The sequence below is a fragment of the Amycolatopsis methanolica 239 genome, assembly GCF_000739085.1.
Lineage (GTDB): Bacteria > Actinomycetota > Actinomycetes > Mycobacteriales > Pseudonocardiaceae > Amycolatopsis_E > Amycolatopsis_E methanolica.
The window spans coordinates 4,838,438-4,858,938 of record NZ_CP009110.1 but is presented as its reverse complement, the minus strand read 5'-3'; the positions used below and the strand labels follow the sequence as shown (position 1 = coordinate 4,858,938).

The 20,501-nt window shown below is 67.7% G+C and carries 20 protein-coding genes, 1 tRNA gene and 1 pseudogene; 10 read left to right on the top strand and 12 right to left on the bottom strand.

Translation table 11 applies throughout. The features are described 5' to 3' along the window. The first annotated feature begins 17 nt into the window (after positions 1-17). Genes AMETH_RS23630 through AMETH_RS23615 form a run of 4 tightly spaced genes read left to right on the top strand, consistent with a single transcriptional unit; the run spans position 18 to position 5,792 of the window. Positions 18-1,436 (top strand): pyridoxal phosphate-dependent decarboxylase family protein, encoded by a 1,419-nt coding sequence (locus AMETH_RS23630; RefSeq protein ID WP_017983639.1) that lies wholly within the window; start codon positions 18-20, stop codon positions 1,434-1,436. Continuing rightward, on the top strand, positions 1,433-2,713 hold the full coding sequence (locus AMETH_RS23625) for a lysine N(6)-hydroxylase/L-ornithine N(5)-oxygenase family protein (RefSeq protein ID WP_017983638.1): 1,281 nt from the start codon (positions 1,433-1,435) through the stop codon (positions 2,711-2,713). Before AMETH_RS23630 ends, AMETH_RS23625 begins: the two co-directional genes overlap by 4 nt. A 53-nt stretch (positions 2,714-2,766) precedes the next feature. Continuing rightward, a complete protein-coding gene (locus AMETH_RS23620) occupies positions 2,767-4,470 on the top strand; it encodes an IucA/IucC family protein (protein ID WP_410468239.1) in 1,704 nt (567 codons plus the stop codon). After that, on the top strand, positions 4,464-5,792 hold the full coding sequence (locus AMETH_RS23615; RefSeq protein ID WP_026153303.1) for a type I glutamate--ammonia ligase: 1,329 nt from the start codon (positions 4,464-4,466) through the stop codon (positions 5,790-5,792). The genes AMETH_RS23620 and AMETH_RS23615 overlap by 7 nt, the downstream gene beginning before the upstream one ends. Here AMETH_RS23615 and AMETH_RS23610 read toward each other — a convergent pair. Next, positions 5,752-6,987 carry a glycosyltransferase family 87 protein gene (locus tag AMETH_RS23610; RefSeq protein WP_017983635.1) on the bottom strand — a complete coding sequence of 412 codons (1,236 nt, stop codon included), beginning with the start codon at positions 6,985-6,987 and terminating at the stop codon, positions 5,752-5,754. The genes AMETH_RS23615 and AMETH_RS23610 overlap by 41 nt on opposite strands. 329 nt (positions 6,988-7,316) lie before the next feature. After that, positions 7,317-8,274, bottom strand: a pseudogene (locus AMETH_RS23605) (GlxA family transcriptional regulator); the annotation flags it as partial. Positions 8,275-8,364: 90 nt separating this feature from the next. Between AMETH_RS23605 and AMETH_RS23600 the strand changes: the two are divergent. The 3 genes from AMETH_RS23600 to AMETH_RS42955 all read left to right on the top strand — a co-directional run bounded on the left by AMETH_RS23600 (position 8,365) and on the right by AMETH_RS42955 (position 9,826). Continuing rightward, positions 8,365-8,889 (top strand): DJ-1/PfpI family protein, encoded by a 525-nt coding sequence (locus AMETH_RS23600; protein ID WP_017983633.1) that lies wholly within the window; start codon positions 8,365-8,367, stop codon positions 8,887-8,889. A 330-nt stretch (positions 8,890-9,219) separates the two neighbouring features. After that, positions 9,220-9,293, top strand: a tRNA-Pro gene (locus AMETH_RS23595). 233 nt (positions 9,294-9,526) lie between these two features. Continuing rightward, on the top strand, positions 9,527-9,826 hold the full coding sequence (locus AMETH_RS42955; protein WP_228683559.1) for a hypothetical protein: 300 nt from the start codon (positions 9,527-9,529) through the stop codon (positions 9,824-9,826). A gap of 282 nt (positions 9,827-10,108) precedes the next feature. Here AMETH_RS42955 and AMETH_RS23590 read toward each other — a convergent pair whose 3' ends face one another. The 7 genes from AMETH_RS23590 to AMETH_RS23560 all read right to left on the bottom strand — a co-directional run bounded on the left by AMETH_RS23590 (position 10,109) and on the right by AMETH_RS23560 (position 15,373). Continuing rightward, complete coding sequence (locus tag AMETH_RS23590) at positions 10,109-11,305, bottom strand: tyrosine-type recombinase/integrase (protein WP_026153302.1); 1,197 nt, start codon at positions 11,303-11,305, stop codon at positions 10,109-10,111. Further along, positions 11,305-11,520, bottom strand: coding sequence for a helix-turn-helix transcriptional regulator (locus tag AMETH_RS23585; protein ID WP_017983631.1), 216 nt, complete (start codon positions 11,518-11,520; stop codon positions 11,305-11,307). The genes AMETH_RS23590 and AMETH_RS23585 overlap by 1 nt, the downstream gene beginning before the upstream one ends. An 8-nt stretch (positions 11,521-11,528) precedes the next feature. Continuing rightward, a complete protein-coding gene (locus AMETH_RS23580; protein WP_017983630.1) occupies positions 11,529-13,025 on the bottom strand; it encodes a replication initiator in 1,497 nt (498 codons plus the stop codon). 12 nt (positions 13,026-13,037) lie between these two features. Next, entirely contained in the window at positions 13,038-13,289 is a 252-nt protein-coding gene (locus tag AMETH_RS23575; protein ID WP_223842921.1) for a hypothetical protein, read from the bottom strand. Between the two features lie 40 nt (positions 13,290-13,329). Beyond that, the gene (locus AMETH_RS23570) at positions 13,330-14,136 is read right to left on the bottom strand and encodes an FtsK/SpoIIIE domain-containing protein (RefSeq protein ID WP_017983628.1); all 807 of its coding nucleotides are present in this window, start codon (positions 14,134-14,136) and stop codon (positions 13,330-13,332) included. An 11-nt stretch (positions 14,137-14,147) separates the two neighbouring features. Then, complete coding sequence (locus AMETH_RS23565; protein WP_223842920.1) at positions 14,148-14,870, bottom strand: hypothetical protein; 723 nt, start codon at positions 14,868-14,870, stop codon at positions 14,148-14,150. Positions 14,871-15,037: 167 nt separating this feature from the next. Beyond that, positions 15,038-15,373, bottom strand: coding sequence for a hypothetical protein (locus AMETH_RS23560; protein WP_017983626.1), 336 nt, complete (start codon positions 15,371-15,373; stop codon positions 15,038-15,040). A gap of 164 nt (positions 15,374-15,537) precedes the next feature. Here AMETH_RS23560 and AMETH_RS23555 point away from each other — a divergent pair, with 164 nt between their 5' ends. Both AMETH_RS23555 and AMETH_RS23550 read left to right on the top strand, forming a co-directional pair. Further along, positions 15,538-16,287, top strand: a complete 750-nt coding sequence (locus tag AMETH_RS23555; RefSeq protein WP_017983625.1) for a helix-turn-helix domain-containing protein — start codon at positions 15,538-15,540, stop codon at positions 16,285-16,287. A gap of 5 nt (positions 16,288-16,292) precedes the next feature. Beyond that, complete coding sequence (locus AMETH_RS23550) at positions 16,293-16,763, top strand: NUDIX domain-containing protein (protein ID WP_017983624.1); 471 nt, start codon at positions 16,293-16,295, stop codon at positions 16,761-16,763. Here AMETH_RS23550 and AMETH_RS23545 read toward each other — a convergent pair. Beyond that, the gene (locus tag AMETH_RS23545) at positions 16,732-17,310 is read right to left on the bottom strand and encodes an HD domain-containing protein (RefSeq protein WP_026153301.1); all 579 of its coding nucleotides are present in this window, start codon (positions 17,308-17,310) and stop codon (positions 16,732-16,734) included. The genes AMETH_RS23550 and AMETH_RS23545 overlap by 32 nt on opposite strands. Positions 17,311-17,325: 15 nt before the next feature. After that, the gene (locus AMETH_RS23540; protein WP_017983622.1) at positions 17,326-17,625 is read right to left on the bottom strand and encodes a winged helix-turn-helix domain-containing protein; all 300 of its coding nucleotides are present in this window, start codon (positions 17,623-17,625) and stop codon (positions 17,326-17,328) included. A gap of 129 nt (positions 17,626-17,754) precedes the next feature. Between AMETH_RS23540 and AMETH_RS37245 the strand changes: the two genes are divergently transcribed. Further along, positions 17,755-17,997, top strand: a complete 243-nt coding sequence (locus tag AMETH_RS37245) for a helix-turn-helix domain-containing protein (protein WP_017983621.1) — start codon at positions 17,755-17,757, stop codon at positions 17,995-17,997. A gap of 13 nt (positions 17,998-18,010) precedes the next feature. Here the strand turns inward: AMETH_RS37245 and AMETH_RS37240 are convergent, their stop codons facing one another. Beyond that, entirely contained in the window at positions 18,011-20,182 is a 2,172-nt protein-coding gene (locus AMETH_RS37240) for a KAP family P-loop NTPase fold protein (RefSeq protein WP_081617585.1), read from the bottom strand. Between the last annotated feature and the right edge of the window lie 319 nt (positions 20,183-20,501).

Genomic DNA, 20,501 nt, shown 5'->3' with positions numbered 1-20,501 from the left:
TACCTAAGGAGTGGTGAGTGGGCGAATCGACATCGGAGAGCGCCGGGCTGGCCGGTGGTCGCGCGGGACACCGGCGGCTGGCCGAGCTGATCCCGCTGGTCCTCGACGCGATGGGCGCGGGGTCCGTGGAACGCGGCGGGCCGGGCCCAGCGGGCGGGCCTGCCGCCGTCGCGGCCGGGGTGGCGGCCCTGACCGGCGCGGAACCCCTGGCCGGGGCCACTGGTGTCGGAGCGGAGCAAGCGCTTTCCGAAATGTCCCGGCTGCTGGCCGCGGGCTCGGTCGACCCCGCCGATCCGGCGTGCGCGGCGCACCTGCACTGCCCGCCGCTCGCCGTCGCCGTGGCCGCCGACGTCGTGGCGAGCGCGCTCAACCCGTCGATGGACTCGTGGGACCAGGCGCCGGTGGCGAGCGAGATCGAACGCGAGCTGGTCACCCTGATCGCCCGGCTCTGCTACCCGGACGCCCCTGCGCCGGACGCCGTCGTGACCACCGGTGGCACCGAGTCGAACCTGCTCGGGCTGCTGCTCGCGCGCGAGCCGGAACCGGCCGTCCGCCCGGTGTGCGGGCGCAACGCGCACCACAGCGTGGCCCGTGCCGCGTGGCTGCTCGGCCTGCCCGCGCCGGTCCTGGTGGACTGCGACGGCGAACGCATGCGGCCCGCCGCGCTGGCGGAGACCCTGCGCGAACTCGGCTCGCCCGCGGTCGTGGTCGCCACCGCGGGCACCACCGACACCGGCGAGATCGACCCACTGCGCGAGCTCGCGGCGGTGTGCCGTCGGCACGGCGCGCGCCTGCACGTGGACGCCTCCTACGGCGGTCTCGCCCTGTGCAGCGCGAAGCTGAAGCCCCTGCTCGACGGACTCGGCGAAGCGGACTCCGTCGCGCTGGACGCCCACAAGTTCGGCTGGCAGCCGATTTCCGCGGGCCTGCTCGCGGTGCGCGACGCCGCGGACCTGTCCTCGTTGTCCGTGCGCGCCGAATACCTCAACGCGGACGACGACACCGAGGCCGGGCTGCCGGACCTGCTCGGACGCTCCATCCGCACGTCGCGCCGCCCGGACGCGTTCCGGATGGCCGTCACCCTGCGGGCGCTCGGCATCGACGGCATGGGCGCGCTTGTCGAGCACTGCTGCGCCACCGCGGCCGAAGTCGCGGCCATGATCGAGCGGCACCCGGGGCTGCGGTTGTGGGGCGCGCCGACGTTGTCCACCGTGCTGTTCAAACCGGTGGACGCCGACGACGAACTGGTCGCGCGGGTGCGCCGCACGTTGCTGGAGGCAGGCACCGCGATCGTCGGCAGGGCAACGATGTCCGACGGCGTGTGGCTCAAGCTGACCCTGCTGCACCCGCACGCGAGCGCCGAGGACTACCGCCCGCTGCTGGACTCGGTGGTCGCGGCCGCCGCGGCCCAGTCCGCCGAGGTGGTCCTGCAGTGACTCCGGTCGATCTGGCCGGGGTCGGGATCGGCCCGTTCAACCTGTCGCTGGCCGCGCTCGCCGAGCCGGTCGACGACCTGACCGTCGCGGTGTACGACCGCTGCCCGGAGTTCCGCTGGCACCCCGGCCTGCTGCTCGACGGCGTGACCCTGCAGGTGCCGTTCCTGGCCGACCTGGTGTCGCTGGCCGACCCGACCAGCGCGCTGTCCTTCCTGAACTACCTGCGCGCGAAGGACCGGCTGTTCCCGTTCTACTTCGCCGAACGCTTCCACCTGCCGCGCGCGGAGTACGACGACTACTGCCGCTGGGTGTCGCAGCGGCTGGACAGCTGCCGGTTCGGCACGGACATCACCGGGATCGAGTGGCGCGACGGGTTGTTCCGGCTGCGCTCGGCCGCCGGGGAGATCAGCGCGCGCAACGTCGTGCTCGGAATCGGCACCGAGCCCCGCGTGCCGGAACCGTTGCGCGCGCTCGCCGACGATCCGGACGTGCCGGTGATCCACTCCGCGGAGTACCTGTCCGAGCGGGAACGGCTGCTGGCGCTGCCGGCGGTGACGGTCGTCGGCTCGGGCCAATCCGGCGCGGAGGTGTTCCTGGACCTGCTGCGGCACCGCAAGCAACCGGACGGGCTGCGGTGGGTGACGCGGACGGTGTCGTTCGCGCCGATGGAGTACTCCAAGCTCGGGCTGGAGCAGTTCACGCCCGACTACACGCGTTTCTTCCACCGGCTGCCGGAGGCCGAGCGCGACCGGCTGCTGCCCGCGCAATGGCAGCTCTACAAGGGAATCGATGCCGAAACCATCGCCGACATCCACGACGAGCTGTACCGCCGTTCGGTGGGCGGCGGCTGGCCCGGCGTCACGTTGACGCCCGGCGTGGAGGTGGTGTCCGCGCGGCGCGACGGCGAGCGGATCGCGCTGGGCCTGCGGCACCGGCAGGAGCGCAGCACCGCGACCTGGGTGACCGACGCGGTCGTCGCCGCCACCGGCTACCGGGAGCGGCCGCTGGACGGGCTGCTCGGGCCGCTGGCGGACGCGGTCGCCCGCGACGGCAGCGGCCGCCCGGTCGTCGAGCGCGACTACCGGCTGCGGCTCGCGCCGGAGATCGGCGGCGCGATCTTCGTGCAGAACGCGGAACGGCACACGCACGGGGTCGGCGCGCCGGACCTCGGGCTGGCGGCGTGGCGGGCCGCCTCGATCGTCAACGCGGTCTGCTGCCGCACCGTCTACCGGTTGCCGTCGCGCACGGCGTTCACGCGGTTCGGGTTGGAGGAGTGAGCGTGGAAACTGCCCAGGCCTGGCGCGCGGCCGGCGCGCTGGTCGTGCACAAGATGCTCGGCGAACTGTCCTATGAGGGCCTGTTCCGCCCAGAGCCGGCCGACGACGAGGAGCGCAGGCTGTGGCGGCTGAAGCTGCCCGAGGTGACCTACGAGTTCCGGGCCCGGCGCGGCGCGTTCGAATCGTGGACGGTGGAGCCCGGGTCCGCGTCGCGGGACGGCGAACCGGCTACCGATCCCCGGGTGCTGGTGGTGGACGCCCGCGAGGAGCTGGGCCTGTCCGGGTTGCGGCTGGCGGACGTGCTGGCCGAACTGACCGCCACGGTGACCAACGAGGCCGCCCGCCTGCGCCGCGCGCCCAGCGCCGCGGAACTGTCCACGATGGACTACAACCTCGCCGACGGGCACCTGACCGGGCATCCGCGGCTGGTGCTCAACAAGGGCCGGGTCGGGTTCTCCGCGGACGATCGTGCCCGGTACGCGCCGGAGGCCGGGGCCGACGTGCGGCTGCGGTGGTTCGCCGTGCACCGGGACCACGCGCGGTTCCGCTGCGTCGAGGAGCTCTCGGCCGACCGGTTGTTCGCCGGGGAGCTGGACGACGACCAGCGCGCCGAGTTCACTCGTCGCGCCGACCCCGCGGAGTACGTGTGGGTGCCCGTACATCCGTGGCAGGCGGACGAAATCCTCGGCACGCTCTACGCCGCAGAACTCGCGACCGGGGTCGTGGTCGAACTGGGCGAGTCCCGCGACGCCTACCGTCCACACCAGACGGTCCGGACGCTGGCGAACGTGTCCCGGCCGGACCGGTACGACGTCAAGACCGCGGTCTCGGTGCGCAACACGCTCGTCTACCGCGGGCTCGCCTCCGGTGCGACGCTCGCCGGGCCCGCTGTCACGAGCTGGCTCAAGCGGGTCGGCGCGGCGGATCCGCTGCTCACCGAGAAGTACCGGTTCGAGCTGCTCGGCGAGGTCGCGAGCGTGTCGGTCGAGCACCCGCTGTTCGGCGCCATCGACGAGCTGCCGTACCGGTTCCACGAAACGCTCGGCGCGCTGTGGCGCGAACCGCTGCTGTCGCGGCTGGCCGAGGGGGAGCAGGCGATCTCGTTCGCCGCGCTGCCCTACCGCGACCCGGCCGGCGCGTCGGTCGTCACGGGGCTGATCGAGCGCTCCGGCTGGGGCGCGGAACGCTGGCTCGGCACGGTGTTCGACCTGCTGCTCACCCCGCTGCTGCAGTGGCTGCTGCGCTACGGCGTCGGGTTCTGCCCGCACGGCCAGAACCTGGTCCTGATCGTCGACGAGCGCGGGCGGCCGCTGCGCGTGGCGATCAAGGACTTCGCGCAGGGCGTCGACCTGCTCGACGAGGACCTGGACTGCTACCGGCTGCTCGCGCCGGAGGCCGCCGACGAGATGCTGCGCTGGCCGGCGCACCTGCTCGCGCAGTCGCTGTTCAGCTCGGTGTTCTCCGGGCAGTTGCGGTTCTGGGCCGAGATCCTGCTCGACGACCTGGCCTTCCCGCGGGCGCGGTTCTGGGAACTGGTGCGCGAGGTCGTCGGCCGCTACCGCGCGGAAAACCCGGACGTGGCCGAGCGGTTCGACCGGTGCCTGCTGTTCGCGCCGGACGTCGAGCGGGTCACGCTGAACCGGGAACACCTGGCCGGGCAGGGTTTCGACAAGGTCGACCGCGACGACGAGTTCGACGTGCGGTGGGGCCGAGTGCCGAACCCACTGCACGCCCCGGACCCGGCGGGGGCCTGGTGAGAGCGCCGCGCCCGGCCGGGCCGCGCACGCTCGCCGAGCGGGAGGCGGCCGCACGAGGCATGCGCGCGGCGCTGGACCGGGGCGACGTGCCGCGGGTGCTGCTGCTGGTGCCCGACCCGCACGCCCGGTTCGCCGCGGTCGAGCTGTCCGGTCGGTTCGTGACCGAGGAGGTGCTCACCGGCGGTTACGGGATCTGCACGTACGTCTTCGCCTGGGACGTCGAGCGGGAGGCGCTGCCGCTCGGCGCGGACAGCCCGCTGGCTCGCTACGTCGACGGCTACGGCGACCTGCGGATGCGGCCCGACCTGGCGACGATCACCGCGTTGCCGGACGGCGTGTGCGGCATCGTGTGCGACGTCGAGTGGCCGGACGGCGAACCGGCGCGGGCGGCTCCGCGCCGGGTCCTGACCGAGCAGCTGACGGCGCTGGAATCACTCGGGTACGTGCCGTCGGCGGGGCTCGAACACGAGGTCGTGTTCCGCGACGCCGACGGGCCGTTGAGCGCGCACGGCGTGGACTACGCGGTCGGCGGGACCGAGCGGATGCGGCCGATACTGCGCGATCTGCGCGTGGCGCTGGAGCGGTCCGGGCTGGGTGTGGAATCCGCGCGCGCCGAGTGCCATCCGGGGCAGTACGAGATCGTGCTGCGGCACCGGGACGCGCTCGCGGCGTGTGATGACGCCTTGTTGCAGCAGTTGATCGTGCGGTCGGTGGCCGCGGAGCACGGGGTGTCCGCGGCCTACCTGGCGGCGCCGGAGCCGGGGCAGGGGTGTTCGTGCCACGTGCACCTGTCGCTGTCTTCCCTCGCGGGGGAGCCGGCGTCGGGGCACGGGACCGCGTTGTCGCCGGTGATGGCGTCCTTCCTCGCCGGGGTGCTGCGGGACGCGGCGGCGCTCGCGCCGGTGTGGGCGCCGACCTGGAACAGCTACGTGCGGCTTCGGACTGCGCCGTTCTCCCCGCGGGAGCTGCGGTGGGGTGTCGACGACCGGACGGCGTCGGTGCGGGTGGCCGGGCGAGACTCGTCGCTGCGGCTGGAGTTCCGGTTCGCCGGCGCCGACGCGCAACCGCACCTGGTGGTCGCGGCGCTGCTGGCAGCGGGCCGGGCGGGCGTCGAGGAGGCGTTGCCGCTGCCGCCGGCGGGGGAGGTGCTGGGCGCGCTGCCGGGGGCGCCGTGGGAGGCGCTGTCCGGGCTGGACCGGGTCGCGAAGCTGCTGGGTGACGAGGTCGCGGCTCAGCAGGAGGCGTTGCTGCGGGCCGAACTGGCGGCCGGCTGCTCCGCGGTCACCGACTGGCAGCGCCGGCGGGGCGCCTTGCGGGCATGACCGGCATCGACAGCTCGCGGGCCTTCTGGCGGGGGATCGCGAAGGCCAGCAGCAGGGCGACGCCGACCAGGACGTAGGTGGCGGCGGACAGCTGCTGGGGGAACGTCCAGTCGCGGTGCACGACCGGGAAGTCGGTCTCCGGCAGGGTGTGGAACGGCGCCCAGACGAAGAACACCGCGGTCAGCGCGCCCCAGGCGAACCAGGCCACGGCGAGCCAGGAGCGTTCCAGCGCGCGGCGCACGGTGATGCCGAGCACCACCACCAGCGCCGGGACCACCCACACGTAGTAGTGCGACCACGAGGTGGGGGAGACGAGCAGGGCCAGGCCGGCGTTGGCCATCAGCGCGAGGGCGGGCTCGGCGCGGCGCATCGCGTTCGCGACCAGCGCAAGCAGGCCGAGCACCAGGACGATCCACACGGCCTTCTCGGCCGCGCCGGTCAGCCCGGTGCGCACGATGACCGCTTCGATGGCCTGGTTGGTGGCGAACGCGGTGCCGCTGACGCCGCCGCCGCTCAGGCCGCCCTGGAACCAGTAGTGGATGGAGCCGCCGAAGTCCGCGACGAACCCGATCACGGTGGCGACGCCGAACGTGATGGCCGAGGTGATGGCCGACCGGTAGTCGCGGCGGATCAGGAAGAACAACACGAACGCGGCCGGGGTGAGCTTGAGGGCCGCGGCCAGCCCGATGCCGAATCCGCGCGGCCAGACGGTGCGCCCGGCCAGGCAGTCGATCGTGACCAGGGCCATCATGATGATGCTGACCTGTCCGAAGCCGAACGTCTGGCTCACCGGCTCGAGGAAGACGGTCAGCGGAAGCACGACCGACGCGACGGCGACGCCCCCGTCCCGCCCGAGCTGCGGCCGGACCGCGCGGGCGACCAGGTAGACGGTGACGAACATGCTGAGGCCGTTGAGGATGTACAGGGTCACCACGGAGGCGTCCCACGGCAGCATCGCCAGCGGCGACAGCAGCAGCGCGGCGAACGGCGGGTAGACGAACGGCAGTTCCGCGCCGTTGGCGACCTCCGGCAGCGTGCCGTACATGTCGCGGCCGTCCCACCAGGCCTGCACGCCGTAGCGGTAGACCTCGAGGTCGATCTGGGGGCGGGTGGGCAGGTAGTGCATCATGCCCTGCACCGCGAAGAAGAGCCAGACCGCACAGGGCACCGGGACCAGCCACAGGTATTTGCGCATCAGGCCCTACTGTAGAGATTCGGTAACGCCCGCTCGCGGCGTGGTGCCCGGTCCCGGCCCGCGGAGATCGTCAGGGCAGCAGGATGATCTTGCCGAACTTGCCCGGCCGGGCGAGGCGGGTGTCGGCGCCGTCGAACTGGCCGAGCGGAAAGGTCGCGTCGATGGGCACCCGCGAGTGCCCCTCGGTCTCGTGCCTGCCGCAGATCAGCGGCGTTGAGGCCGGCGGCCCGCCCCCGGACCACCACGCTCTCCGGCCCCGCGACCGGTCCAGCGCGGGATGTCCGCAAGCGCACGACGGAACGTCCGGGCGCGCGCCGCAGCTCAGGCGATGCCGGGCGCCGGTGCACCCGGCGGTACGCCGACGGCGGTGTCCCGCACAGCTCCACGAACGCCTGCCGCAGTGTTTCGGCCGAGCTGAACCCGCACCGCCGCGCGACGGCGGTCAGCGGTAGGTCCGTGGTGGCCAGCAGCTGGGACGCCGCCTCGGTTCGCGCCCGCCTGACGAACCGGCCGGGCGGCGTTCCGAGGTGCTCCTGGAACAGCCTGGTCAGCTGCCGCTCGCTCGGTCCCGCCCGCTCTGCCAGCGTCCGGGTCGACAAATCGCCGTCCGGGTGGGCGGTGATGTGGGCCCGCCAGGTCGGCCACCAGGCGGTGCTCGGGCGGCGGCGCGGCGTGGAACATGCTCACCTGCGCCTGGTTGCCCGGCCGCTGCAGGTACGTGACCAGCCCGCGCGCCACCTCGCGCGCCAGGCTCGGCCCGTGGTCGGCCTCGACGAACGACAGCGTCAGGTCCAGGCCGCTCGTCACGCCCGCGGCGGTGTGCGCGTTGCCGTCCTGGATGACCAGCGGCGCCGGGTCGATGGTGACCTCGGGGTACCGCCGGCCGAGCATGCCCGCCCACATCCAGTGCGTCGTCGCGCGCCGTCCGTTGAGCAGCCCCGCCGCGGCGAGCACGGAGGTCCCCGTGCGGACCGACGCGACCCGCCTGGCCGTCGCGGCGACCCGGCGCACGTGGGTGGTTAGTTTGACGTCCGCGGCGGCTTTCGCGTGCCCCGTGCCGCCCGCGACGATCAGGGTGTCGACCGGACCGCGGAGCCGGTCGAGCCGGTCCTGGGCGGCCAGCGTCAGGGTGTTCTGGCAGCGGATCGGGCGACCGTCGAGGCTGGCCAGGGTGACGTCGTAGGCCGGGGTGGCGCCGTAGCGGTTGGCGGCGTCGAGGACGTCCGCCGGGCACGCGATGTCCAGCAGGGCGGATTCCTCGTACCCGACGATCACCATCCGGCGCATGGTGCGAGGGTAGCTGTCTGTCCGACGACGATCCCAGGTTTTCGGACATCCGGCGTTGGTCGGGGCGTCGCACGCGCCAGGCTGCGACACATGAAGACGATCGCGTTGGTACCGGCGCCGTACGCATTGGTGGTGCCGGGTGGGCAGGCCGGCACGCTCCGGGCGCTGACGAACGAGCGGTTGGTGGAGTACGTCCGCTCGGCGAGTGCGCAGGCGACCGTGACGGCGTCGGTCTGCACCGGCGCGCTGATCCTGGGCGCGGCCGGCCTGTTGACGGGCAGGGAAGCCACCACGCACTGGTCGTTCCTGGAGGCGCTGCACGAGTTCGGCGCGACGCCGGTGAAGCGCCGCTGGGTGGATGAGGGCGAGGTGCTGACCGCGGCGGGCGTGTCCGCGGGGATCGACATGGCACTGCACCTGGCGGCGTGCTTCGGCACCGAAGACATCGCGAAGATGCTGCGGTTCGGGATCGAGTACGACCCCGAGCCGCCCTTCGGGCCGCTCGACTGGGCGGCCGCGCCGAGGGAGCTCTTCGCCGGCCTGGCGGCGACCTGGGTGCAGGAGGCGCTGGCCGGGGCGCCGGAGCTCCAGGGGCGGCTGGCCGCGCGGGTGTGAGCCCTTCGGCGCTGATCCCGGTGGCGGGGGCCGCCGGCTTTCTGGGGGCGTCCCCGGTTGGGGGCGGTCCTTCGGCCGGGCGGGCGTGGGCTCCCCGGTCGGAGGCGGTCCTTCAGCTGAGGGGAAGGTCGGGCCGTCCAGGAGTGGGGACGTGGGCCGTCCACGGTGGGTGCCACGTGGGCGGGTCCTCCGTCGAGGGGACGTGGGACCGTCCTGGGGGTCGGTCCCACGAATCCCCGCAGGCCAGCGGCTTGAGGGCACCCCGCTACCGGGCTGTGTGCGGTCCGTAATAAGCTATCTCCCGTCGCCGCCCCTCGGGGAAGCGATGGCCGGGCTGTGGCGCAGTTTGGTAGCGCACTTGACTGGGGGTCAAGGGGTCGCAGGTTCAAATCCTGTCAGCCCGACGGTCTGTTGGAGCCCGCTGGCTCTGGGTGGAAGCCCAGGTCAGCGGGCTTTTTCCGTGTCACGAGCGATTGCGCGAACTCGATCTACGGCGGTCTCTCGATGGGACCAGCTTGGGACCAGGTACCTAAATGGCCGACTCGGGCACAGTGGTTCGGCGTGCGGCGAGACGGTCGACGGGTGCGTTTGTCGAGAAATCGCACTAGTTTCAGGAGCGGCCGCGCGGCCCGAGGTGGTGGACGCACTTCTGACCGCGCGGCTCATTCGATCAATAGGTGATCGAGGCACCAGCGGCCTGGTTGATGATCAACCGAGCCGCATGCTCGGCGTCGCCCCGGTTGCGGTATCGCTCACTCGTCGCGAGCACATGGTTGTTGCTCGCGATGATGTTGAAGTACCACTGGCCGCCGCTAGGGATGATCTTGAACTTCCCGGTGATTCACTTTCGCTCGCACGCGCTGTTGTCGGCGTGTTCGAGATCAGGATGAACGGCGGCGCGGGACTGCGCAAGCAGAGTCAACACAACATGTGGTAGTTCTACAGCTAATCAAACCCTAGATATTGAGGCTTCTTGCCATCGGTGGGGATCTATGTCGAGCACTCGTTCTGCCTGAATAACGTTCATGTAGTTCCCTTTGTTCCATAGTTGAAAGATCAACTCTCACGGCTGCCAAGGCGGCCAATTAACACCTTCGCAATCTTCGCGATAGTGATCGACATCACTTCAATCGGGAGATGATGTGTGGTAGCAAACTGACGCAGAGCTAGCGCCTGCCGCTGGATGCCCTATAAGCCACGGCCCGATCAGAAGGCTCTGTTAGGCCGATCGACGGAGGTAGTTGGTCAGCAGTTCGCCCGCACCAGTGATCGACGCGTGGTCCGGATGCAGGTACCGCTGCGTCGTGATCAGCGAGCCGTGTCCGGCGATCTTGCGCAGGTGGTGGACCGGCACCCCGGCATCCGCCATCCAGGTCAGACCGGTGTGCCGGAGGTCGTGCCGTCGCAGATGCTCGTACCCGAGCTTGCTGACGACCTCATCCCAGTGGGTCGCATCCCTCAGCACCGCCGTGGTGATCCGGCCGCCACGGGGGCCGGTGAAGAGTCGGGCCATCGGATCAGTGCCGGCTTTGTCGAGAAGCCGCTGAACGAGCGGACGCACCTCCTCGATCAGCGGCACGATCCGGGCCCGCTTGCCTTTGGTTCCCTTGTCGATCAGCCCGCCGGGGGCGGTCGTCGTCTGCCTGCGCACGGTCCAGGTCCACGTTTCCGTGTCGATATCGCCGACGCGGCAGCCTGAGACCTCCCCGATCCGAGCCGCGGTGCACGCCGCGAAGATCACGACGTCGCCCCAGCCGGGATAGGCGTTGCGACCAGCCTTGTCCGCCGAGTGTCGGATGAGTTCGTCAGCGAGCCTGGTCAGGGTCTCCCAGTCCGGCAGGGCCAACGACCGGGGATCGTTCAACTCGTCCTCGGCGAGCGCGTAGGACCGCTGCCAGCCAGTGATCCTCGCCGGGTTGCGATCGGTGATGCCATCGCGGACGGCCTGCTCCATCACGCGGACGAGCACCGCGATGGAGTTCTTGACCGTGGACTTCCCGCACCCGTCGGCGATCCACCCGTGCACGGCCCGGTCTACCGCTCCATTGGTGATCATGCGAACGGCGATGTGACCGAGTGTCGGAACCACGCGCTTGCGCCAGCCCGCGAGGTAGGGGTCAGTAGTCTTGCTCTCCAATCCGCGAAGAGCCAGCGGCATCACAGCGTCGCCGTAGCCAGCGAGCGTTTGAGTTGCGGCCGCCGGATCAACCCCCTGTTCCGCCAGCGTGCAAAGTCGGTCGATCCACTGCAGTGCCTCGTCCTCGCTACCAAAGGTCTCGGAGCGCGACGGCCGTTTGCGCGTTACCGGGTCGATCCAGCGCACTCGTGCGCGGAAGCGGTCTCCGTCCGCCCCGGGACGACGCTCGATGTCCGAAGTCAGGGTGAGCCCGATCGGGAGTGCGATCCTGTCGCTCATCAGGCCGCCCTTCCGGGTTCAACGCGATGGCTCCGCAACCACTCCTCGACGTCGTGGGCGCTGTACACGGTCACCCGCGAGGTCAGGCGAATGAACGGCGGACCTTGCATGGGCTCGGCGGTCCGCCAGCGCCGGAGCGTCGATGCGTCAACGCCGAGCCGTCGTGCCAGTTCCTCGGTGGTGTACCACTGCCCCTCAAGCAACCGGGTGTGCATCTTTCTCCTTATAGGCCAAGGTTTTCCTCCGTCTCTTCGCGTGCGACGCGCTTCCGTTCACGAGCTTTTGCGGCTGCGCTATTCGCCAAGGCGGCGTCGCCGATGGTCAGCCAACCAATGCCGTCGAAGATCCAGTTGAGAGTGACCGTCGACTGTTCGCCGTCCCGGTCCGTGTCGGCCGGCAGCGCCTCTTCGGGGTGTTCGCCGCGTTGAAAGGCTTTGCGGACTGCCCTCAGCGCCGTGAGGGTGGTGGAGTAGCGGCGGCTCTTGGTGGAGAAGTGGCCGCCGAAGCCGAGCATGTGCGCCCACTTTTGGAGCTTGCCCCAGCCTTCGGCCCACTCGGTGCGTTGTTGTGTGCTGGTGTAGTAGAAGGGCCGCTGCCCGAGCCGCCAGCAGGCGACGAGCTGCCGGGACTGGTGGTTGTCGCGCTCCGCGTGCATGTTGGCGTCGAGCTGCGTGAGCCGCCGGGAGACGTGCCCGGCTTCCTCGGTGGCCTTGGTGGCGTACTTGGCGAGGTAGGCGGCCACTGCGGTGGTTGTCAGCGCACCGCGGTCATCGTGATCGCTCGCGTGGAGGTGGACGGGGCGGATGTCGCGCTGCTTGCCCCAGGCCAAGGTCCAGCCGGTGCGTCGCCGGGGGTGGGGTGCCGTGGTGAAGCGCGTGACGGTCGCAGCGGTGTCGATAAGGCTGCTCAGCAGCTCCGGCGTGATGCTCGGATCCGGCGCGACAATGGTATTCGGGTCGTTCGGGTCGAGGCCATCGAGCCTGATCAGGGCGTGGAAGTGCACGACGCCGCGCCGCTGGTACTCGGCGACCTTGGCGTACGACAGCCGCACTTGCACGCCTCGGTCCTTGGCAGCGGCCTTGAGGTACCGGTTCAGCGTGATCGTGGTGCGCCGCCACAGCTCCCCGGCGTGGAAGTTCCAGACGGCCTGGGCGTCGTAGTCGTAGCAGTCCCGGCAGATCGGCTCCCCCACGGACGAGTCATCCTCGCCATGCCGCACGCGGCACTCAGTGGAGCGGCCGTGGGGGCAGAGCGGGGCGTACCGCCGGGGCCGACAGGGCTTGACCTGGCCGTTGCTGACCACGCGAGTGTGAACGGCTCCGAAGGCCGGCGCGGTGAGCGTGACGAAGAAGCACGGATGCTCGGTAACGGTCTCCGGTACGCCCTTCCCGCCGACGAGCCCCGCTTTCACGAGCTGGTAGGTGTCGGCCCGGTAGGTCTCCGCGCAGGCCGGACAGACCGAGGCACGCCGGTTCTTGCAGGCGACATAGAGCAGCCCGTCCGGCATCTCGTCAGTGACCCGCTCGACCTCACCGCCGCCCCAGTCCGCTTCCACGCGCAGTCGGACCGGCCGAGAGCAGGCAGCCGCGGGCATGACGTGTGCGAGCCACCAGCGGTAGTCAGGGCTACCCGCGCGGCGCAGGATGTCCGACTCGGCGACGGCTCCCAGCCCCACCACGGTCTTGGTGGTGGGGCTGAGGGGCATGGTCGAGACGGTCAAGGATGCTCCGGCTCAGGCGAACAGATGCGCGTAGGCGTCGACGTCTTGGGTGGTGGCCCACCGCCAGCCCTCCAAGAGTTCGCCAGTCGGCGCGTAGGCGGGCAGCAGCGCGTAAGGGTCGAACGCGGAAATCGGCAGGGCGATGAAGCCGCCGATCTCCGGCGCGTGCGCGAGGCGGGCGATGTCGACGGCGTTGTTGTCGCCGGTGACGAAGACCCACAGCTGCTCGGGGGTGAGGGCCATGGGTTTGGTTGCGGTCAGCATGAGGGCAGTCCTCTCCTGCGAGTCGAATTGCGAATGGGGATTAGGCGGTCTTGCGAGTGCGGATTTGGCGCGCGTATTCGACGAGGGAATGAATGTGCGCGTCGGTGAGATAGGCGGTCTTCATCCGCCGTGGGATGCCGCCTTCGGCGAGCAGCAGGGCGACGCCGCGTTCCTCCGGCGCGATGTTGGAGGCGTCGAAGCCCTGGGAGGCCCAGCCCCGGCCGAGGATGATGTCGGAGCTGGAATCGGTGGTGCAGCGGTAGGCCATGCGGTACCCGAACAGGTCCCGCAGCGAAGTAGGGATGATGTCGGCAGAAGGCCGCTGAGTGGCAGCAACGACGATGATCCCGGCAGCCCGGCCCCGCGCCACAAGGTCGCGCAGCAGGCGGACGAACTGTTCCTGCTGGTCCTTGGTGCCCATCGTGGCCGAGAACAGGGCCAGCTCATCGATGACAACCATGATCACGTCGATCGGGTCGTGGCGGTCGATCTTGCGCCGCCGCACCCGATCCAGCTCGACATACCGGCGGTCCATCTCCGCCTGCAACCGCTCCAACGCCGTCAGAGCGCGTTCGATGTCGGGGCCGACGAACAGGTCGGCAACCTCGCGCCACAGGCCCAGCTCGACCTGTTTGCCGTCGAACAGCCACAACGACAGGTCCGGGCACAGCGCCCCGTGCGCGACGATGTTGTTGAGTCCGACCGACTTGCCTGCGCCGTGTTCTCCGGCGAGCAGGATGTTCCGCCAGATCAGTTCGATGTCGACGCCGTAGCCGTCTTCGTAGATGCCGAGGTGGACGGGGTCGTAGATGGACAACCCCGCGACGGGGATGGTGGTCTTGCGCATGACCGGTCCCCTCAATCGATGTAGTCGGACAGGTCGTCGACCACCACGGCCGGCCTCGGCGCAGGCCGGTCCCGCACAGGCAACGGCGTGACCGTGGCGGCCGCGATGGGCTCGGTCCCCTCACTACGGGACTTGCGGACAAGAGACGCCAGCTTCGCCAAGGGCGAGTCGATCGGCGTCGAGCGGTCCAGCGGGTCACGACGGATGACCTCGACCGCAAACAAGGTGGACAGCTTGCGCACCCGGTGCACCCGCGCGTCACGGGCGTAGCAGGCGGGCGCGATGTACTCGAGGACCGCTTCCAGATCCCCGGCCGAGGAGCCCGCACGGCTCCACAACCAGATCCGCTCCCCGGTCTTGGTGGGCCGCGCCCACAGCATGAACGGCAGCGCGCCGTCCAGGTTCATCGTGCGGGCACGCGCCTGCCGCAGGCAGGTCCGCAAGCGGTGCCGGTCGACCAGGCACCAGAACCGGGAGAACACGAACCAGCGGGTCTGCGGCACCAGCACCACGACCACCACGGTCCCGGTGAAGATCAGCCAGGCGTAACCCTCGCCGACCTGGTGATACAGCCACGCCATGCCCACGAGGAACACGGCGGTCAGAAGGATCTCTGCGCGCCAGCGCAGCAACACGCCCAGGCTCACCACGAACCAGTGCTGCTTCGGCGCGTGCCAGAACTCCATGACATCGATACGGCGCGCGCCACGCGCCCGGCGGATAGACTTCGCCACGACTCCTCCAAGGTGGAGACGAAAGAGGCACGGGTCCGGACGGGAACCGCCAAGAACCAGACCGGTCCCGTGCTTCTCTTCGAGGGGAATGACTAGCGGCCGAGGGTGTTCCGCTCGACCAGGTCCCGGCTGTTGTGCCGGGTGAGCACTTCAGACGTTCGTCACGGTCAGGAAGCGGAGTTCGCCGACGTCTTCGAACCGGAGACAGCCTTGATGTCGACTGCACGGAAAGCCACGCCGTTGCGACCGTTCTGTGCCCACGGAATCGCCTGCAGCTCAACGGGCGTCACGACGGTGCCAGTGCTGACCTTGGGGGCCTGCGGGGCCGCGACGGTCACACTGATCACCTCCGCGCCCGAGCCGTCCATGGCAACCAGCTGCACAGTCCACATCGGAACGTTCGTGCTGCGCTCGACCCGCTGAATCCCGTTCTGATCCGTCTTCGGCTGAGCCTCCCGGCCCACCGTGAACGTCACCTGAGAAGTGTCGATGACCAGACGCATAACCTGTCCTCCAAGGGTGATCAGTTCCGCACCGCTCCATAGCGCTCTTCGGTGCGTCCCTGACGATGCCGCCGAGGACAGGGACGGCTTCACCGCACGGAGGGACATCTAGGGACGTCTCTGGTAGCGTGAAGACGTCCCTAGGAGTACTTGGGGGAGGGTCGATGACCAACGAGCGTCTACGTGACGCCCTGCTGTCGCGGGGTCTCACCCCGGACCAGCTCGCCGAGCGTATCGCAGTGGACCCGAAGACGGTCGAGCGCTGGATCACCAAGGGGCGCACGCCCTATGCGAAGTCGCGGCACAAGATCGCCGCAATCTTGCAGGAGAGTGAGAGCTACCTATGGCCTGACGCGCTGTCCGAGGCCAAGGCGAGCGAGGTCAGCAACTCCGAAATCGTGAAGGTCTACGCCCACCGCAACTCGGTGCCGGCCGACCTCTGGGACAAGCTCCTGGCACAGGCCACGACGTACGTGGACATGCTGGTCTACGTCGGCATGTTCATGACCGAGAAGCCCGGCCTGCTGGAGCTGCTGCGGAGCAAGGCCGAGGCAGGGGCGCGAATCCGGCTGCTGTTCGGCGACCGGGACGCCCCGGCGGTGATCCAGCGCAGCACCGACGAGGGCATCGGACCGCACACGATCTCCGCGAAGATCGACCACGCTCTGGCCTACTTCCGCAAGCTCGACGGCGTACCCGGAATCGAGATCCGGACGCACGGAACGGTGCTGTACAACAGCATCTTCCGCTTCGACGACGAGATGATCGTCAACCCGCACGTCTACGGCAAGATGGCCGCCCACGCCCCCGCGCTACACCTGCGGCGGTTGTCGGCGGGCGACCTCTTCACCACCTACGCGGACAGCTTCACCGCCGTGTGGGAGCACGCTCAACCGCACAAGTGGGAGGACTGAGGCTCGTGCCGAAAAAGGACTACTACGACGACCCCGACGCCCCGGCCGCCAACAGCATCGTGCCCGCGGTCGCCGCTGTGGTGCGCAACGAGGCCGGCGACATCCTGATGATCGAGCGCACCGACAATGGCCTCTGGGCGCTCCCCGGCGGAGCCCAGGACCTCGGCGAATCGGTGGTGGACGCCGTCCGGCGCGAGGTCGAGGAGGAAACCGGGCTGACGGTCGAGGTCACCGGGATCAGCGGCATCTACTCCGACCCCAAGCACGTCATCGCCTACGACGATGGCGAGGTGCGCCAGGAGTTCTCGATCTGCTTCCACGCCCGCCCGCTCGCAGGGTCGCTGCGGCCCAGCTCGGAGTCACGGCAGGTGCACTGGGTCGCCCCGGAGCGCCTGGACGAGCTGGACATCCACCCCTCGATGCAGCTGCGCATCGATCACGCGATCAAGCACCCTGAGGACGTCCATTTGGGTTAGCCGCCGAGACGGCGGAGAGACGGCCCTTCGTGCGCTCGACGGCTGCCAGCAGCTCAGGAGTGGCACCGATGATGAACCGAGTCACGAGATGGTCAGGGCCGTAGCGCCGCTTGATCTCCGCGATGCGGTCTTCGGCGTCGACGGTCTCGCCGTCCGGCGAGGTGGTGAGGTCGCAGTACCAGAGCGCGTCGCGGATCGAGCCGCGTTCGTCGTGGAAGTCGGCCAGTTCTTCGGTCAGCCCCCGCAGTTCGGCTTCGTAGACGGCGTAGGAGTGGTGTGCGACGAGGTGCACGAGCCGTTCGGGGGCATCGACCTTGGCGAGGTAGGTAGCGCCGTCGATGGGATGAAAGCCGGTGTCGACCAGATCGGGGGCATACCCGATGTCGTGAAGGATGGCCGCGGCTTCGAGCAGTTCAGCGTCCGATCCGGCGATCGGCGCGAGGGTGCGCGCCTGCCGGGCTACGCCCTGCACGTGGGCCCATCGTCGAGGCAGTGCGTCACGCAGCTTGGCCTCAGAGAGGTCGTATGCCCACGAAATCAGCGACATCCGCCCACCGTAACGTCAAGATTCAGCGGACGCACGAGGCCCGCGAACGAAGGTGCCCTTAGAGCGGACGGTCACGACCAAGCCCAGGTCCCGCAGGATGCTGGTCGCGTGACGAGCCGTGCCCAGCGCCACGCCGTACTCAGCGGCCAGCCGCCGTTCGGCCGGCAACGGCGTATTGGGCTTCAGTTGGCCCGCAGCGATGAGCCTGGCCAGGTGATCGGCCAGATGCTCGTAGATGTACTTGTCCGGATTGCTGTCCGGATCGAAGACGATGCGTTCGTCGACAGCACGGCTGCCGTCGGGGTCATCGCTCATGCTCCCTCCTGCCTCTCGGCGATACCGGTCGTGCGCCTCGCCGCGTAGCAGTGCTGCTGATCGCGCCGGGACACGTGACCAGAGTATCCGAAGTTGGGATACTCGCTGGCTCTCCGGTCGCCTTGACAGGTGGAGAAGTCGATCTACTCGGCCGAGTACCGGGAGCTCTGCCGCATCCTGCGGGAGTTGCGCAAGGAGGCTGGGCTCACGCAAGTGCAGGTAGCAGAGCACCTCGGTGTGCCGCAGTCATTCGTAAGCAAATATGAATCAGGAGAACGGAGATTAGACCTCATTGAAGTTCGACAGGTGGCTAAAGTTCTACAAGCGACAGTGGTCGATATCATCGAACGCTTAGATGAAGTCCAAACCTAGACATAAGGCCGGGTCAGCTAGACGCTTCCCGTTCGTCTCTCATCGCGCGGAGTGAACCAAGAACGTAGTGCTCAAGGCTTTCAACGGGGACACGGGTCCACGGGTCCTTGATGAAGGGGTCAACTTCTTCAAGTGCGACGTCTAGTTTAGAGAAGACATAGTCGAGCCCTATCAATTGATCGATAAGACCGGCACTAATATCGCCGAGATACTCGCACTCCTCGTTAGGGTCTTCGTGAACAGGAACATACGAGCAAATAAAATCTAGAAGTTTCCATCTATCCTCGTCGAATTGCAGCTGCAACCAAAGCTTGACCGTTTCTGGCTCGATAAAATTCCAAACCCAGAATAACTCTCGAATTTCAGTTGAAATGTCTCCAATAGGAGTGTTCTTAAGGCTCGAAAGCTTGTCCTTAATCGCTGTTAGTACACCCTGAGCGTAAGCAAGCTTCCATCTTTCATAATTCCCACGCTCTTCGGAGCCCTCCTTGCCGGGCTCACTCCCGCGGCGCACATAGTGGACATAGGCGTTCGAGATCAAGCAGATACCCGGATCTGACGCCGACAATTCAAGAACAGTTCCCTCCATTGAGCCGACACCAACCTCGCGCAAAAGATCAAATGCCACGTGCTCCATCGCCCTGCGTGGGCTCGAGAATAGATGCATTCGGGCAGACTCCTGCACGTCAAAGTAAAGGTCTTGCAAGAAACGCAGGACAGGAACTGGATCGACGCCGCCACGCGCTATTTGATTCTGAATCTTCCGAAGCACCGGATGACAGTCCGCCAGCAACTTCACCCTCATAGATTCTATGGCGGTGGACTTTTCGATGCCTAAGGAAATTTGAGACAGTGCGCTCACGACTTGGCGGTCACTTATATCTTCAGCGGGCACTCCAAATGCAAAATATCGATCAAAGTAGTCGGGGTGCCCAACCCCTCTCTGTCGGCCGATGTCGGTCAGCCAAGCGGAGCTGTACTCTACCCGCTCGCAAGCAGCCCTAATAGGAAGAAATAGCATACCTAGAAACCGCATGAAGGGTTCGATTTGGTCCTTGCTAACCCCACATTGACGTAAGCGAGTTGCCCAACGGTCGTATCGGTCTTCATGTTTTTCAACCTGAGAAGACCTAGGCACAGCGGCAAGTTCGTCTTTGTTCTCCGATAGCAGTCGATAAAGACTAGGGTAAGCTGTCCGGACATACGAGAGCAAAAGGAAGTCTACGTAATCTACCTCACCGTGAACGAGTTCCGAAAAGGCATCCAGCTGCGCAAAAAAGCGCGTAATTGCCCGCGGTGTGCTGAGATCAGATTGCAGAAGTAGACCATAAGCGGCATTGATCCGAGAAAACTGCGCTTTAGATAACTCGATATTGTTGTTGTTTAGCACTTGGTCGAATGCCAGGTTGATCAATTCCTCCGATTGTCGTTCACGTAGTGGAGGTAGATCAATGCGCACCTGCACCATCTTCTCAAGGTATCGCCGCGCTCGCTCCTCGTTACCGCGCACTACCTCCGTGCGCTTGAGTAGATCTAGTAACGACTGCTCGTCATACGAAAGTATATAATATAGATTCGGCAAGCGCCCGACATTGCGAACCAACTTGAACACTAGAAGAAGCTCACTAGGCGTCAATCTGTCAAGGTCATCGAGAATTACGAGGATTGGCTTGGCGTACTCCCGGAGAGCGTCAGATGCTCGCTCTCTCGTCTTCGATGAACTATTGTCTCCGGCAACCCATTCAGAGACCTTATCTACGACAGTACTGGCATCGAAGCCCACCACAGCCGCAATCTTTCCTAAGGGGCTGATCGAGCGGCCGAAATTTCCTATCTTCTCTCTTGTGGTATTCCATTTGTCTCCAGAAGGAAGTGCATTTCGTATTTCTGAGAAAAAGCCAGCTATCATCGACTCAGAGTCGCTGTAATTCCACGGATTGAAATCGACGGGCGTCCAGCCGTTGTCTGCAGTAGCAAGAATGCGAGTCGCCAAATTTAGTACGCTAGACTTGCCTGCTCCCCACGGCCCTATCAGTGCGGCAACGCTCGAATCGCTTTGCTTCCTGACGAGCTGAAGCAGCTTGACTAAATGTGAGGCAAATTCAGTTCTGCTCAACCGGTCGGGTGCAGCGTCTGTCCCCTCGATCGGATCGTCACTGAAAAGATTGCGATGACCGTCGCTCATTAGTCACTCCAATAGCGTGAGAACTTTCTTTACGTCTTCAAGCCGCCCTGCCGGGCGGGCGCGCGAGCCGAACTGGCGCGCGGCCGAGCCGGGCCGCTCCGCTCTGCACGGCCGCGCTTAACGCCGTCGGCCGGCGCGCGCGGGGTAGGGGAGGGCGCATGAGTGACGTCCAGAGCCTCGAACGTCGGCGGCTGCCGGAGTGCGGACCATCCCCGCGATCGCCGGATGATCAAAGCCGGGGCGGGTGCTGTCAACCCCGCTTCGCGCCGATCACGCCCGCGGCGGTCGGCTTGTGCACGCACAGTCACGAGACGTACGT

What these genes read in the sequence shown, in the direction of transcription:
- AMETH_RS23585 (WP_017983631.1), bottom strand. Translation starts at nt 11,520, where the DNA reads ATGCACACCCGGTTGCTTGAGGGGCAGTGGTACACCACCGAGGAACTG.
- AMETH_RS23620 (WP_410468239.1), top strand. Translation starts at nt 2,767, where the DNA reads ATGCTCGGCGAACTGTCCTATGAGGGCCTGTTCCGCCCAGAGCCGGCC.
- AMETH_RS23540 (WP_017983622.1), bottom strand. Translation starts at nt 17,625, where the DNA reads ATGAGCGATGACCCCGACGGCAGCCGTGCTGTCGACGAACGCATCGTC.
- AMETH_RS23590 (WP_026153302.1), bottom strand. Translation starts at nt 11,305, where the DNA reads ATGAGCGACAGGATCGCACTCCCGATCGGGCTCACCCTGACTTCGGAC.
- AMETH_RS23555 (WP_017983625.1), top strand. Translation starts at nt 15,538, where the DNA reads ATGACCAACGAGCGTCTACGTGACGCCCTGCTGTCGCGGGGTCTCACC.
- AMETH_RS23560 (WP_017983626.1), bottom strand. Translation starts at nt 15,373, where the DNA reads ATGCGTCTGGTCATCGACACTTCTCAGGTGACGTTCACGGTGGGCCGG.
- AMETH_RS23610 (WP_017983635.1), bottom strand. Translation starts at nt 6,987, where the DNA reads ATGCGCAAATACCTGTGGCTGGTCCCGGTGCCCTGTGCGGTCTGGCTC.
- AMETH_RS23600 (WP_017983633.1), top strand. Translation starts at nt 8,365, where the DNA reads ATGAAGACGATCGCGTTGGTACCGGCGCCGTACGCATTGGTGGTGCCG.
- AMETH_RS23575 (WP_223842921.1), bottom strand. Translation starts at nt 13,289, where the DNA reads ATGCTGACCGCAACCAAACCCATGGCCCTCACCCCCGAGCAGCTGTGG.
- AMETH_RS23545 (WP_026153301.1), bottom strand. Translation starts at nt 17,310, where the DNA reads ATGTCGCTGATTTCGTGGGCATACGACCTCTCTGAGGCCAAGCTGCGT.
- AMETH_RS37240 (WP_081617585.1), bottom strand. Translation starts at nt 20,182, where the DNA reads ATGAGCGACGGTCATCGCAATCTTTTCAGTGACGATCCGATCGAGGGG.
- AMETH_RS23570 (WP_017983628.1), bottom strand. Translation starts at nt 14,136, where the DNA reads ATGCGCAAGACCACCATCCCCGTCGCGGGGTTGTCCATCTACGACCCC.